A 14,357-nucleotide genomic window follows, 5' to 3' on the forward strand; every position below is an offset into this window, starting at 1 on the left:
CCCGCGATGACTCACACAGAGGTAAGTACCCCATCCAGCGCTACCAGCACCGTCAACGCATGGCTTCATGATTTTGATGAAGCGCTGCAGGCACGCGATAGTCAGCGCGTGCTGACGCTATTCAACGACGAATGCTACTGGCGCGACTTTCTGGCGTTTACCTGGAATCTAAAAACCTGCGAAGGCAAGGAGGAAATCCAGGCCATGCTCAATGCCACGCTGGCCAATACCCAGCCCACCCAGTGGCAGCTTGACGGGGAGGCCAGCGAAAATGGCGATACCGTTGAGGCGTGGTTCACCTTCAAAACAGCCATTGCCAGCGGAAAAGGCTATGTGCGCCTGAAGAACGGCAAATGTTGGACACTGCTGACCACCATGCAGGCGCTGAATGACTTCCCTGAACCCCGCAACCAACACCGCCCTAAAGGGGCCGAGCACGGGGCCAACAAACAGCGGGAAACCTGGCTGGAAGCCCGCGAACGCGAGGAAGCCGAGCTTGGTTACACAAAGCAGCCCTACTGTGTGGTGATAGGCGGTGGCCAAGGCGGCATTGGCCTGGGTGCGCGGCTAAAGCAGATGGGCGTGCCCACCATCATCATTGAGCGCAACGAGCGTGCAGGGGACTCCTGGCGCAAGCGCTATAAATCCCTCTGCCTGCACGACCCGGTATGGTACGACCACCTGCCCTACATTCCTTTCCCGGAGAACTGGCCGGTGTTTGCCCCGAAAGACAAAGTGGGCGACTGGCTGGAAATGTACACAAAGGTGATGGAGCTCAATTATTGGAGTTCCACGACCTGCGACAATGCACGCTTCGATGAAGCCGCAGGCGAGTGGATCGTGAACGTGAAGCGCAACGGCGAAGAGATCACGCTACGCCCGAAACAGCTGGTGATGGCTACCGGGATGTCCGGTATGCCCAACGTGCCCAAGTTTGCAGGCGCGGAGAGCTTCGAGGGCGAGCAGCAGCACTCCAGCCAGCACCCTGGGCCGGATGCTTACGCAGGCAAAAAGTGCGTGATTATTGGTTCGAATAACTCGGCTCACGATATTGCCGCCGCGCTCTGGGAGCACGATGCCGATGTCACCATGCTCCAGCGCTCCTCGACCCATATCGTTAAATCGGATTCATTGATGGAAGAAGTGCTGGGGCCGCTCTACTCCGAAGAGGCGGTGGCAGGCGGGCTTACCCATGAAAAGGCCGATCTGATCTTTGCTTCCATTCCTTACAAAGTGCTGCCTGACTTCCAACGTCCGGCGTTTGAGGCGATTAAGCAGCGCGATGCTGAGTTTTACCAACGGCTGGAAGACGCGGGCTTTATGCTCGATTTCGGTGACGATGAGTCTGGCCTGTTTTTGAAATACCTGCGCCGTGGCTCGGGTTACTACATCGATGTGGGTGCCTGCGATCTGGTCGCCAATGGCGATATCAAGCTGCGCAGCGGTGTCGGTATTGAGCGTATTAATCCCCACTCCATTACCTTGACCGATGGTAGCGAGCTACCGGCAGACCTCATTGTGTACGCCACCGGCTATGGCTCGATGAACGGCTGGGCGGCACGGCTTATCTCTCAGGAAGTGGCCGATAAAGTGGGTAAATGCTGGGGCTTAGGCTCTGACACCACCAAAGACCCCGGCCCTTGGGAGGGCGAGCTACGTAATATGTGGAAGCCCACCCAGCAGGAAGCGCTGTGGTTCCATGGCGGCAACCTACATCAGTCTCGGCACTACTCCCACTACTTGGCGCTGCAGTTAAAGGCTCGCATGGAAGGGCTTCCAACGCCTGTCTATGGGCTGCAGCCGGTTCATCATTCGTCTTAAAAGCTATACGTCTTAAAGGGCATTCGTCTTAACAGGAAGGGATACTTATGAGTCAGTCGACGAATCAGCAACAGATGCAGGCCGCGGTATGGTATGCCGCCAAAGATCTGCGCGTTGAACACGTGCCGGTGCCTACCATCAACGACCCCCATGAGGTAAAGGTGAAAGTCGCCGCCTGCGGTATTTGCGGCAGCGATTTACACGAGTATGCCGCCGGGCCGATTTTTATTCCGGTAGGCAAACCGCACCCCATTAGCGGCGAACAGGCGCCGATTATTATGGGCCATGAGTTTGCGGGCGAGGTGGTGGAGGTCGGCGAGAAAGTGACGCGGGTGAAGGTAGGCGACCGTGTGGCGATTGAGCCGATCCTTTCGCCTAACAAGGATGGCGCTTACCAGATGGAGCGCTACAACCTGACGCCGCTGCTCGGCTTTCACGGTCTCTCCGGCGGAGGCGGCGGATTTTCGGAGTTCACCGTGATGGGTGAACACATGGTGCACAAACTGCCGGATGACCTCAGCTTTGAGCAGGGTGCGCTGGTCGAGCCTGCGGCGGTCGCGCTGCATGCGGTGCGCCAGAGCTGCCTAAAGACCGGTGATAGTGCCGTGGTGTTTGGTGCTGGGCCGATTGGCTTAATGACCATCGAAGCGCTTAAAGCCGCCGGGGCTGCGCAGATTTATGCGGTGGAAGTTGCGCCATCTCGTAAGGCCAAAGCCGAAGCGTTGGGAGCCATCGTTGTCGACCCACAGCAAGAAGACGCAGTGGAAAAGCTACACGCATTGAGCGGTGGCGGGGTGGATGTGGCCTTCGAAGTGACGGGCATTCCCGCCGTGCTCAACCAAGCGCTGCACAGCACCCACGAAGGGGGCGAAGTAGTGGTGGTGAGTATTTGGGAGGGAGAAGCCAGTTTTCACCCCAACGACTTGGTAATCAAAGAGCGCACCATGAAAGGCATTATTGCCTATCGCCATGTGTATCCGGCGGTGATGGCACTGATGCAGCGGGGCTACTTCCGCGCCGAGGATATGGTCACTCAACGCATTCCGCTGGCGGATATCGTGGAGGAGGGCTTTGAGGCGCTGCTGAGCGATAAGGCGCAGGTGAAAATTATCGTCACGCCATAGCGGTACGTTTTTGAAAAGCGAAAGGCCATCTCCGTATGGCCTTTTTTAATGGGATTTTTTGATGGGCTGTGCCGCTACTCGGCGTAAATCATTTTGCGCGTCATCCCGCCGTCGACGACAAAGTTCTGACCGGTAATAAAGCCGGATTCTTTGGAGAGCAGAAAGCGGGTGAGCGCGGCAATATCTTCGGGAGTGCCCACACGCCCAACCGGGTGCTGTTCACGGTCGATATCACGGTGCTCCACCGGCTGCTGGCGGCTGGGCTTTTGCCAGTTGCCGACTTCAATCCAGCCCGGGCTAACGGCATTAACGCGAATATCAGGGCCAAGACTTACCGCCAGTGCATGAGCAAGGGCAACAATGCCGCCCTTGCTGGCGGCGTAGGCTTCGGTATCTGGCTCCGATTGAAGGGCGCGGGAAGACGCCATCAGCACCATGCTGCCGCCGTGCGGGCGTAAATAAGGTGCCCCATGTTTGGCACACAAAAAGGCGCCGGTGAGGTTAGTGTTTAAGTAGGCCTGCCATGTCTCCAGCGAGAGCTGCTCCACCGGGCCATGGAAGGGGTCGGCAATGCCTGCGTTATGCACGATGCCGTCTAGGCGGCCAAAGTGATCGACTGTTTTGGCCAGGCTACTGGCCACTTGCCTCTCGTCACTGGCGTCTGCTGGCAGTGTTAATAGATGGTCAGGGTGGGGCAGCCTGTCAGCGGCTGTGCTAAGGGCTTCCGCATCAATATCGGTAATGGCAACACGGTGGCCGTCGGCGAGCAAGGCCTGTGCGATGCCAAGACCAATGCCTTGAGCACCACCGGTAACGTAGTAAACACGAGATGGGGGCATGGGATTTTCTACCGTAGTGAAGGAGTGTCTAGCGCTACTCGCTGCTGCAAATGTGAAATATCGATACAGCTAACGACAGCGGCTGTATTAATGCATACATTTACATTAACTAAACGAGCTTAGCGGCGCTATGCCCGAAAAATGATATTGGCTATTAGATACCCCTGAGGTTTTCACCATGGTGGAGAGTGAGCAGGCGCGGCTGGAGGCTTTACACAGCTTGGCGATTTTAGATACGCCTCCCGAGGAGCGCTTTGACCGGATTACTCGGCTTGCTACGCACCTTTTCGGTGTGGATATTGCGCTGGTGTCGCTGGTTGATGAAGAGCGTCAATGGTTTAAGTCTCGTCAGGGGTTTTCGTTAACTCAAACATGCCGGCAAGAATCATTTTGTGCCCATGCCATTCAAGGGGACGGCATTTTTGAGATCGAGGATGCCAGCAAAGATCCACGCTTTGAAACGAATGTGCTGGTGACTGCACGGCGAGGCATTCGTTTTTATGCGGGGATGCCACTGACTACCGCTGACGGGTTTCGTGTAGGCACGCTGTGTATTATTCACTCGGAGCCTAGATGCTTAACCAATCACCAGCGTCAGGCATTAAGGGATCTGGCGGCCTGCGCAGAGGATGAAATTAATCGCAGCGGCTTTGAAAGCGAACTTATCCGGGTGAATGACGCCCAGCGTTGTTTAGCGGAAGATGAAAATCGTCAGCGCTTGTTGGTCGAGGCGCTGGCCAAGCTTAACGATATTAGTACTTCTAGCCAGTTAAGCCTGGATCAGCAACTACAGGCGTCACTTAACCTAGGATGCAGCTACTTGCAGCTGCAAATTGGCATTATTAGCCGCATTCACAAAGGTGTGTTTGAAGTGGTGGCTGCAACCGCTCCTGATGATGTCTCCTTAAGCGCGGGCCAGTGTTTGCCGTTAGCGAACACTTACTGCGATATGACGCTCAAATGTAATGATATGCTGGCCATCCATAATGTGGGTATGAGCGATGTGCGACATCATCCCTGCTACGAGACCTTTTGTCTGGAAGCCTATATTGGATGCGCTATTCAACTGGAAGGTCAGCTGTTTGGTACGGTGAGCTTTTCCTCGGCAACGCCGCGGCTTCAGGCATTTGCTGAAACTGATTCGCTGTTCCTGAAGATTTTAAGTCGTTGGATAGGCGCAGCACTAGAGCGTCAGCGTGTTGATGCGCTGAAAAGTGAGTTCGTATCTACCGTCAGCCATGAGCTGCGCACACCGCTGACGACAATTACCGGTGGTTTGAAACTCGTGCTTGGGGGTGCCACCGGTGAGCTTTCCGGTCAAACTCAGCAAATGCTTTCGATGGCGCTTAAAAACAGCGAGCGACTTGTTTTACTAATCAATGACCTATTGGATATTGAAAAGCTCTTAGCGGGTCGGCTAAATTTTATTTGCCGTTCGCGAGAGCTAGGCATGTTGCTCAATGCGGCGCTGCAGGAAAATCAACCTTACGCTGAGCAGTACGGCGTAAAACTTCGCTTAATTCCGCTCTCAGCAGAGCGCTGTATCAACGTTGATGCACTTCGATTCCAGCAGGTCATGACAAACCTACTGTCCAATGCCGCTAAATTTTCTCCAATGAAGAGTGAAGTCGTTATTTATTGCGATGAAGGTGATGAGAGTATACGTATCAATGTAAAAGATATGGGCTGCGGTATTCCGGAAAATTTTAGAGCTAGAATTTTTCAGAAATTTGCACAAGCGGATGCCAGTGATCGTCGCATTAAGGGAGGAACAGGGTTAGGACTTTCTATTAGCAAAGCCATTACAGAACAAATGGGCGGTACCATTGGATTTAGCTCTGTCGAAGGCGAAGGTAGTACGTTTTATGTGATCTTCCCCTATGTAGAGGTAACCGATAGTGTTGAGCCCTGAACGAGCTACGTTACCTAGCGGAGCTCCCATTTACGGTGGGTTGCTGCTTGCCTTTTTGTTAATCGCAGGTGTTGCAGGAAATATGCTGCAGCTCTCGATACTTTTTAACGTCTACTTTATTTTTGGTTCAGTAGCCGTCATGTTGGCTATCGCCTGGTTGGGCACTTGGCCGGCGGTGTTGGTAGGAGTAGTGGCTGGGCTTTATACCTATGTCTTTTGGGAAAATCCAGTCACTGTCATCGTGTTTGTTTTAGAAGCCATTGTGGTTTCTTGGCTTTATCATCACAAAGTTAAAAACCTGATTGTTGCCAGCTTACTCTATTGGGTAACCATTGCTGCACCGATTGATTTTCTTCTTTTTCCCTATTGGTTAAATTGGAGCCAGGAATTAACGCTGCTGGTATATCTAAAACAATCCATTAACGGCGTTTTGAATGCGGTGATCGCGAGTGTCATTATCATTCTCTTTGGCCTATCTAAACGTCCCTGGTTGCCTAGAGCGGATGCTCTTTTAACTCTGAAACATCTCCTTTTTTCTGCTTTGCTATCGGTGACACTGATGACGGGCATCCCGCTGATTCTTTATGATGGCTATGCCATGCGGCAGGGGCAAGAGCACTTTGTGGATCAAACGCTTGCCTCTATGGGGAGCGAGCTGATTGGTCGACTGTCCGAACCAGACGCCGACCAGCGCTATACCTACCATATTGGGCGCACGCGCGGAGGCAGTGATGTCAGTATCGGGCTATTAGATGCTGAGGGTAATCTTCTTGACCAAATTGGTAACCTTAACTCACTAGCACTAGCGCCTGGAGATGAGTTGATAAAAATTAATGAGCGCACAGCAATGTGGCTCCCAGGTGGCATGGAGAATCCCGCTGTGCGCTTTGGGCAAGGGCAGTATACGCTACGAATGCCAGCGCAAAACGTGGCAGGTGTGGATCAAGTAGTGCTAGAGACGCCTGCACTCCCCACTGTGCGCGCAATGGAATCCTACCGTACGGTGCTGTTAACCATGTTAGCGGCAGTGTTGGGCTTTGGTATTTTAATCGCAGAGCTATTAAGCCGAATGATCACCCAGCCGTTGCTTAGGTTGGGTAGAAAAGGCCGTACACTGAGTGACAGCATTGCGAGCGGAAAAAAACCGACATTACCCAGTAGCCGCATTATCGAATTTCAACAGCTATCTGATCTGCTGGGGGCGATGAGTGTTGAACTAAGCGCTGCATTTAAGCGTCTTCACCATACCCAGAGTAACTTAGAAAGGGAAGTGGAGCAGCGCACTAAAGCGCTCGCCAGTAGCAATGACCTGTTAAGTTCAGTGATGGATGCTGCTTCAGACTTTGCGATTATTGCCACCGATACCCAAGGGGTGATTAAGCTCTTTAACAAGGGGGCTGAAAACATTCTCGGCTATCAGGCAAGTGAGGTTGTTGAGTTGCATACACCTATGCTGTTCCATGATGCTGATGAAGTAGAGCAACGGCTGATTCAATTGAACCAAAACTTTGGCTATACACTAACGCCTTTTGAAGTGTTTACTCATCGCGCTGCGATTGATAAGCGTGATGCAAAAGAGTGGTTTTATATAACCCGCTCAGGCGAACGTATCCCGATTAAATTGGTAGTGACGGCTATTAGAGATCAGCAAGGTAATATCACCGGCTATTTAGGCATCGCTGAGGATATCTCCGAGTCGAAGCGGATAGAGCAAATGAAAAATGAGTTCATTGCCACCGTGAGTCACGAGCTACGAACGCCCTTGACGTCTATCTCCGGAGCATTAGGTATGGTGTCTGCCGGGGCGCTGGGCAGTGTTCCCGACACGGTGATGCGAATGGTGAATATTGCCCATAAAAACAGCCAGCGTCTAACACACCTCATCAATGACTTGCTAGATATTGAAAAAATTGCTGTCGGTAAATTAGCCTTTGATATGCAGTGGCAACCGTTACAGCGTTTGCTGGAAAGCGCCATCGAGGAGAATCGTCATTACCGCCATGAACGAGGTGTCACCTTACATCTTGATAATCCTTACTCTGACAGTCAGGTCCGGGTAGATGGGCAGCGCTTACAGCAGGTCATGGCGAACTTGCTTTCAAATGCGGTGAAGTTTTCACCAGAAGGTGGGGATGTTCATATTATCGTTGAAAAGCAGGAGCAATCGATTACCGTTAGCGTAAAAGATGACGGTCCAGGTATACCTGAGCACTTTAAAGCACATATTTTTAGTAAATTCGCACAGGTAGATGCCTCTGACTCTCGGGCAAAAGGGGGGACCGGGCTTGGCTTAGCGATTACCCGAGAGCTTATTGAGCATATGGAAGGCTCCCTGGGCTTTACCTCTCATGAAGGCGAGGGAAGCTGTTTCTGGTTCTCGCTACCCTTACACCCATCAGACACAGCGGATGACCATCAGGAACAAGATGCTTATGGTGATAGAGTACTCGTCATAGAAGATGATCCTTCGGTAGTACGAGTGCTGTATGAAACGTTGTCCCAGGCAGGGTATGAAGTGGATTCAGCGCTGAATGGCGCCATGGCGCTAAAGAAGCTGACTAACCAACGTTATGACGCCATTACGGTAGATATTGGTTTGCCGGATATGAGTGGGTTTGACGTTATCCATGCCCTCCGGGAGCAGCGCGCTTCCAAGCATACGCCAGTGTTGGTTGTTACAGGCAGGGTAGAGCGTGGCAAGGTGGCGCTGGAAGGCCATCTAGAAGACATCGCATGGTTGGCTAAACCTATTCAAACTCAGCACCTGCTGGCGCTGCTTGGCGAGCAAATATTGGCACATCAAGAGCGCTTAACGCTGCTGCATATTGAGGATGATCCCGACCTGCACGCGGTTATTCGCGCCATGCTCAGCGAGCATGCAGAGTGTGAGCACGCAGTGAGTGTTGCCATGGCGCGGCGCTTATTATCCTACCGCCGTTATGACGCCATTATTCTTGATATTGGCCTGCCGGATGGAGAAGGGTGGGAGCTGTTAGAGCAGATTCGCCACGCACACCCACGCGCTCGGGTTATTATTCTATCTGGTCAATCAATTAGTGAAGCAGATCAACATCGCGTTGAGGCTGTTTTTCTAAAATCTCGCATTAGCCCAGCGCAGCTGCTTGAGGCAATTCAACAACGAACCCAACTGGTGCAGACGGTGGATAACGGATGAGCAGTTTAGAGCGTATTTTGTATGTGGAAGATGACCCTGATATTCAAACCGTCGCTGCATTGGCGCTGGAAGTCGTCGGTGGCTTTAATATCAAGGTATGCTCCTCTGGCGAGCAGGCGTTGCAAGAGGTGGTGGCTTATGCGCCGGACATGATTCTTCTCGATGTGATGATGCCCGGTATGGATGGGCCATCTACCTTGGCTGCGCTGCGACAACTGCCCAGCCTTGAAAAAATACCCGTTGCCTTTATGACCGCTAAAGTGCAGCCCCACGAAGTGGACCAACTCATTGCACTAGGTGCTGAAAGTGTGATTGCCAAGCCGTTTGACCCCATGACGTTGGCCAATCAAGTTCGCACTCTTTGGGAGCAGGCGTGTGGTAAATCGTGATCAACAATCGCTAGAACATAAGCTGGCGCTGTTAAAGCAAACGTATCAGCAAAATTTACAGACCGAATTGACTTCGCTGTGCAGCATGCTTAATCGACTCCAGCAAACACTGCGTGCACAGCTAATGGCACCCGCTGGAGAGGGGCACGATGCCGAAGAGCACACTCCTCGCGAGATGCTGACCGATGTCTATCGGCGCCTGCACAAGTTGGCGGGGTCGGCCGGTACCTTTGGGTTTGATGTGATTGGTAGCCAAGCACGTATTCTTGAAGGCGGATTAAAGCGCTGGTTAGAGGAGAGCGATCAAGAAATAGATCTGCAGCTTGTTAACGTGGTGAGCAGCCAGCTGCAGTCGATGCAGGTTGAGTTAATCCCTAGCTTGCAAAGTGCGCCTACGATTGAGATGCCTCAGGAAATGAATGGCTCCACTGTAACGATATGGTTGATCGAAGAAGATGCGCATCTTGGCAGACATATTCGTGAACAGTTAACAAACTTTAGCTATGACGTGCATCTTTTCACGTCTGTGCCGGATGCCTGCCAGCACATTAAAGATGGAGCGCCTGATATATTAATAATAGATGTCATGGCAGGCGTAGGCCACCTTTCGCCGCTGCAAGCACTTTCATGCCCGCTGCTCTTTATTAGCGACTGTGACACCTTCGATGCGCGCATGCGCGCGGCCCAGTTAAATGCCCACGGTTATTTCTTGAAGCCGCTGAACATTCCACAGCTGGTGAATCGGCTGGAACAGTTGCTTCAAGAACGCCAGTCTCCCCCCGCACGTATCCTGGTGGTCGATGACGATCAGCAGCTTGCTGCCTATTATCAGCTTGTGCTGGAAGCGGCAGGGATGGAAGTACGCATCTTGGACACGCCTCGTCATATCATTGAACAGCTTCGCTCATTTAGGCCTGAGCTGTTGCTGATGGACGTACATATGCCTGAATACGATGGGCCTGACCTGGCGTCAGTGGTAAGGCAATACGATGAGTGGAGCAGCCTGCCAATTGTATTTTTATCCGCAGAGATGGACCTTGGTAAGCAGGTAGATGCACTGAGCCACGGCGCCGATGACTTCCTGACCAAGCCCATTTTGGCTGCGCAGTTGGTCGCCTCAATACGGGTGCGCGTGGCTCGCTCGCGCACGCTATCAGCGTTACTCAATAAAGACAGCTTAACGGGCCTGTTAAAGCACGCCAGTATTAAAAGTTCGGCCATGAACGAAATTAGCCGTGGTTACCGCCAGAACTACTCGGTGGTGGTGGCCATGGTGGATATCGACCACTTCAAATCGGTGAACGATACCTATGGCCACGCAACAGGGGATGTCGTCATTGCCTCCGGGGCCACACTGCTGCGCCAGCGTTTGCGGCAAACGGATATGATCGGCCGTTACGGTGGCGAGGAGTTTTTAGTGGTGTTGCCTCACTGCAGCGCAGAGGATGGCCGCAAACGACTGGAAGACATCAGAGAGTACTTTTCTCGGCTGCGTTTTAACCAAGGGGAGCAGGAGTTTTCCTGTACGCTATCGGCGGGCATGGTATGCAGTATCGACGTGGCAGAAAACGACCGAGATCGACTGCTGGTACTGGCGGACGAAGCATTGTACCGCGCTAAACGGGGCGGCCGTAATCAGGTCTGTCAGTAGTGCTGCTGTGCTGTGGTTATTGCGTGATTCGTTATGAAGCAGCGCAGTAAAAAAATGCGCAGTGCTGGTGCGCTATTTGCGAACAGAGATTGGGTGCGTAACGCTCCGATCTGTAGATGTTTTTATAAGATGATGTTTTTATTGGTAAATAAAATTTATGGCACGCAGCTCGCAATATAAATAGTAAGTAGCAAATGAACAGAGTCATTTACGTCGCGATAGATACGGCATTCAATGCTCTCCCTTCTTTGCAACGTTGCCGCGGCAATGCCCGGTAACACAACGAGTGAGCTGGCGTGCTCCACCTGGGTCCCCTTCGGGGGACTTTTTTTATGCCTGCTTGTCAGAGCCAGTAGTTAACAAAAGCTATCAGGGTAAGAAAACCTATAATAAAATTTCACAGGAAATTTGGAAACAGTGTTCGTATACTATATATTGTATAGGTAAGCTGGTGTTGACCAGCACCAATCCCAAGCAAGATGCAAGAGGATGACCCTGATGAGCAAAATGAAATTGATCACCGCCGCTATTGTTTCTGCAAGCGCCGTCATGGCGAGCCAAGCGGTAATGGCTTATGAAGCAGGCGATGTCTTTGTTCGCGGTGGTGTTGCCCAAACGGACACGGGCTCAGGTAATGGTAACGTTGGCGGCGCAGACCTCAACGTACAAAGCGCACGCGGTTTTACTTACGGTGCGGGCTATTTGTTTAGTGACAAATTTGGTGTTGAGCTCAACAGCTCGGAAAAATTCGAGCATGATCTGAACACCACTCCCGGCGGTAGCGCGGGCAGCGTAGATCGTCTGCCGGTAAACCTGCTGGTAAACTACTACCCGATGGGTGGTTTAGACTCCAAAGTTCAGCCTTATGTAGGCCTGGGCTTGAATTACACCAGTTTCTCTAGCGAGCCGACTGGCCTGAGCATCGACGAGAGCTACGGTGCGATTGGCCAAGCGGGCGTTGATTTGGCAGTGACCGACAACATCATGTTGAACGGCTACGTTAGCTATGCTGACGTGAGTGCTGACATTAATAATGCAGCCGGCGCTACGCTAGGCGAAGTTGATATTGAGCCTGTCACCATCGGCGGTGGTATTACTTACCGCTTCTAATTCAGGTTTGGTAGACACACGCCCGGTTCACGTAAGTGAACCGGGCGTTTTTGCGTTGATCGCTTATTACTGCGTTAAGTTATCTGAACCGCTATCCGTCACCAGAATATTGTCTTCTATGCGAATACCGCCGCAGGCAGCGAGCTGATCAACCAGTGTCCAGTTGATGGGGTGGGGCTGATTGCGCAGCGGCGCGAGCAGCATGGGAATAAAGTAGAGCCCTGGTTCAATGGTGACTACCATGCCGGGTCGCAGCGTGCGGGTGAGGCGAAGGGCAGGGTGAGCGTTAGGTGCCGGTGATGGCGTGCCATCTGGCTGCATCAACCCGGCCACATCGTGTACCTGAATACCCAACGAGTGCCCTAGCCCGTGGGGGCAGAAAGCACGCGTAATACCTGCTTCCACGGCGCTTTCTGCGCTGCCGGTATATAGCCCGTGTGCGACCAAGATATCAGCCAATCCTTGGTGCATTTTTTCATGCAGTGCAACGAAATCAACGCCAGGGCCGATGTGTGCAATCAGCGCATCTTTGAGACTGTGCATGGCGGTAATTAAAGCGCCAAACTCGCTGGGGGCATCTGGGCCTGCGTAGGTGCGGGTAATATCGGCGCAGTAACCTCGAAAGCGTCTGCCCGCATCTACCAATAGGCTGTAACGCTGCTTAGGGGCCGACAGATCATAACGCTGATAGTGTAAGACCCCGGCATGCTCATTCAGCCCGATAATATTTTGATAGGGCACTTCCGACTCACGCTGTCGGCTGGCCCCCAAATACGCGAGTTGCACATCCAGCTCGGCGGCAGCACCAATAAAAGCAGCGTTGGCCGCCTGATGGCCTGCCACCGCCAGTCGGTTAGCTTCACGCAGGCAGGCAATTTCATAGGTGGATTTCACCATGCGTAGCTCATCAAGCTCCCGCACAAGCGCTTCCGGGTGCAGCGTAGCCACATTGGAAAGCAGCGCGGCGCTCTCAAGCTTCGTTACATCGCCAATGATGGCGGTGCGGCCCGAGAGCGGTGGCGTGATTTTGTCGCTACATAGATGCACATCAAACTCAGCGACCCACGGCTCTTCGGGTAGCTGTGTCGGCAAGTGCCAAAAGTCTGCGGGCGCATAGAGGTAGAGCTGGGGGCGTTGATTGGGTTGAATCACCAGCCAGCTATGCTGAACGTCTACCATACCGACCCAGTGTATAAAGTGGCCGTAGGACTGGAAGCTGGTGGCATGATCGTCGGCAAAGTGGTTGCGTGCATGGCCGCTGTAAATCGCCAGGCTATCCAGCTGATGGGTAGCCAAGCATTGCTGGTAAGCACGCTGTAGCGACGCGATATGCTCGCGCTGCTGTTGGTAGAGGGTTGCTGACATATAAGACATCCTTTCAAGATCGGGGCGGGTTAAGCTCGCTCCACAGGCTATCGAGTTCGGCGTGGTGCTGGCTTTGGTGACGATAAAGACGCAGCTCCATGGGCACGTCCCAGCGGCTATCGCCCGCCCTGACCAGCGTGCCGTTGGCGAGTTCCGCCGCCACATTGCGTTCCGGTAGCCAGCTCATGCCATAGCCCAGCAGCACCAGCTCTTTGATGCCCGCCGCGTAGAGATTTTCACTTTGTGCCGTTAAGTACGTGCTTTGGGGCAGTCGCGCCAAATGCGCTTTGACCGCCGAGCCTAACAGCCCCCGTTTGGGGTACGCCAACCACGGCGCTGGCTGCTGGCGAGAGCCGGGCAGCAGGGCGCAGGCGGTGCCGTCGCTCTTCAGCCCGGTCACCGGAATCAACCGCTCATGCCCAATGACTCGGTAAGTACAGGCGCTGGTGTCAATATCCAGATCGCAGCGGCCAATCGGCCAGTAGCAAATAGCCAGATCACACTCTGCCCGGGCAAGCGCCTGGAAGTAGTCGCTGGCCACCCAGCCCGTCGCACGTAGGTAGGGTTGAATACGCTCCTGCCTGCCAGTGCTGGCAAGCCATTCAGGCAGAAAATGCGCCAGCAGGCTTTGCGGTGCTGCCACCATAATGCGCCGCTGCTGCCCGGCACTGATCTCACGAACGCGATCGCGCGTTAAGCGAACTCGGTCAGTGACCTGTTCGCATAGCGTTAAAAACTCTTCCCCCGCAGGCGTTAACGACAGCGGTAGCGTTTGCCGATTAATCAGCGTGACGCCCATCTCCTCTTCCAGCAGCTTAATGCGCCGGGAAAAGGTGGGCTGTGTGACGTGCTGTTCGTCGGCAGCGCGGGAGAAGTGTCGCGTTCTGGCCAGGGCAATAAAGTCTTCTAGCCAGCGAATTTCCATACCTTACCTCGCAAAGCGGCCAAGCGTATAGCGGTTGAATGAGCCG

General features: G+C 53.2%; 10 protein-coding genes. 7 read left to right on the forward strand and 3 right to left on the reverse strand.

All coding sequences use genetic code 11. The features are described from left to right. The first annotated feature begins 6 nt into the window (after positions 1–6). Together R0J87_RS06005 and R0J87_RS06010 are read left to right on the forward strand one after the other, a co-directional pair. Positions 7–1,821 carry an NAD(P)-binding domain-containing protein gene (locus tag R0J87_RS06005; RefSeq protein ID WP_498884999.1) on the forward strand — a complete coding sequence of 605 codons (1,815 nt, stop codon included), beginning with the start codon at positions 7–9 and terminating at the stop codon, positions 1,819–1,821. A 47-nt stretch (positions 1,822–1,868) separates the two neighbouring features. Further along, positions 1,869–2,945: a 2,3-butanediol dehydrogenase gene (locus R0J87_RS06010; protein WP_498885000.1), complete on the forward strand. Its 1,077-nt coding sequence runs from the start codon at positions 1,869–1,871 to the stop codon at positions 2,943–2,945. Between the two features lie 74 nt (positions 2,946–3,019). On the opposite strand, the gene R0J87_RS06015 is transcribed toward R0J87_RS06010, so the two are convergent. Beyond that, positions 3,020–3,784, reverse strand: a complete 765-nt coding sequence (locus R0J87_RS06015; RefSeq protein ID WP_498885002.1) for an SDR family oxidoreductase — start codon at positions 3,782–3,784, stop codon at positions 3,020–3,022. Between the two features lie 178 nt (positions 3,785–3,962). On the opposite strand from R0J87_RS06015, the gene R0J87_RS06020 reads away from it, so the two are divergent. From R0J87_RS06020 to R0J87_RS06040, 5 genes are all read left to right on the forward strand, one after another. Then, positions 3,963–5,696 (forward strand): sensor histidine kinase, encoded by a 1,734-nt coding sequence (locus R0J87_RS06020; RefSeq protein ID WP_498885004.1) that lies wholly within the window; start codon positions 3,963–3,965, stop codon positions 5,694–5,696. Positions 5,697–5,736: 40 nt separating this feature from the next. Beyond that, on the forward strand, positions 5,737–8,871 hold the full coding sequence (locus R0J87_RS06025) for a response regulator (RefSeq protein ID WP_498885005.1): 3,135 nt from the start codon (positions 5,737–5,739) through the stop codon (positions 8,869–8,871). Further along, entirely contained in the window at positions 8,868–9,260 is a 393-nt protein-coding gene (locus tag R0J87_RS06030; protein ID WP_498885007.1) for a response regulator, read from the forward strand. Before R0J87_RS06025 ends, R0J87_RS06030 begins: the two co-directional genes overlap by 4 nt. Beyond that, positions 9,247–10,911: a diguanylate cyclase gene (locus R0J87_RS06035; protein ID WP_498885009.1), complete on the forward strand. Its 1,665-nt coding sequence runs from the start codon at positions 9,247–9,249 to the stop codon at positions 10,909–10,911. Before R0J87_RS06030 ends, R0J87_RS06035 begins: the two co-directional genes overlap by 14 nt. Before the next feature lie 498 nt (positions 10,912–11,409). After that, positions 11,410–12,021, forward strand: a complete 612-nt coding sequence (locus R0J87_RS06040; RefSeq protein ID WP_498885011.1) for an OmpW/AlkL family protein — start codon at positions 11,410–11,412, stop codon at positions 12,019–12,021. 66 nt (positions 12,022–12,087) lie between these two features. Here the strand turns inward: R0J87_RS06040 and pepQ are convergent, their stop codons facing one another. Together pepQ and R0J87_RS06050 are read right to left on the reverse strand one after the other, a co-directional pair. After that, positions 12,088–13,386, reverse strand: a complete 1,299-nt coding sequence (pepQ, locus tag R0J87_RS06045; protein WP_498885013.1) for a Xaa-Pro dipeptidase — start codon at positions 13,384–13,386, stop codon at positions 12,088–12,090. A gap of 13 nt (positions 13,387–13,399) precedes the next feature. Beyond that, complete coding sequence (locus tag R0J87_RS06050; protein ID WP_498885015.1) at positions 13,400–14,311, reverse strand: LysR family transcriptional regulator; 912 nt, start codon at positions 14,309–14,311, stop codon at positions 13,400–13,402. Between the last annotated feature and the right edge of the window lie 46 nt (positions 14,312–14,357).

The organism is Halomonas sp. SIMBA_159 (assembly GCF_046536035.1).
GTDB classification, from domain to species: Bacteria; Pseudomonadota; Gammaproteobacteria; order Pseudomonadales; family Halomonadaceae; genus Vreelandella; species Vreelandella venusta_A.

Coding starts and splice junctions, on each gene's coding strand:
- R0J87_RS06005 (WP_498884999.1), top strand. CDS start 7: ATGACTCACACAGAGGTAAGTACCCCATCCAGCGCTACCAGCACCGTC.
- R0J87_RS06010 (WP_498885000.1), top strand. CDS start 1,869: ATGAGTCAGTCGACGAATCAGCAACAGATGCAGGCCGCGGTATGGTAT.
- R0J87_RS06015 (WP_498885002.1), bottom strand. CDS start 3,784: ATGCCCCCATCTCGTGTTTACTACGTTACCGGTGGTGCTCAAGGCATT.
- R0J87_RS06020 (WP_498885004.1), top strand. CDS start 3,963: ATGGTGGAGAGTGAGCAGGCGCGGCTGGAGGCTTTACACAGCTTGGCG.
- R0J87_RS06030 (WP_498885007.1), top strand. CDS start 8,868: ATGAGCAGTTTAGAGCGTATTTTGTATGTGGAAGATGACCCTGATATT.
- R0J87_RS06040 (WP_498885011.1), top strand. CDS start 11,410: ATGAGCAAAATGAAATTGATCACCGCCGCTATTGTTTCTGCAAGCGCC.
- pepQ (WP_498885013.1), bottom strand. CDS start 13,386: ATGTCAGCAACCCTCTACCAACAGCAGCGCGAGCATATCGCGTCGCTA.
- R0J87_RS06050 (WP_498885015.1), bottom strand. CDS start 14,311: ATGGAAATTCGCTGGCTAGAAGACTTTATTGCCCTGGCCAGAACGCGA.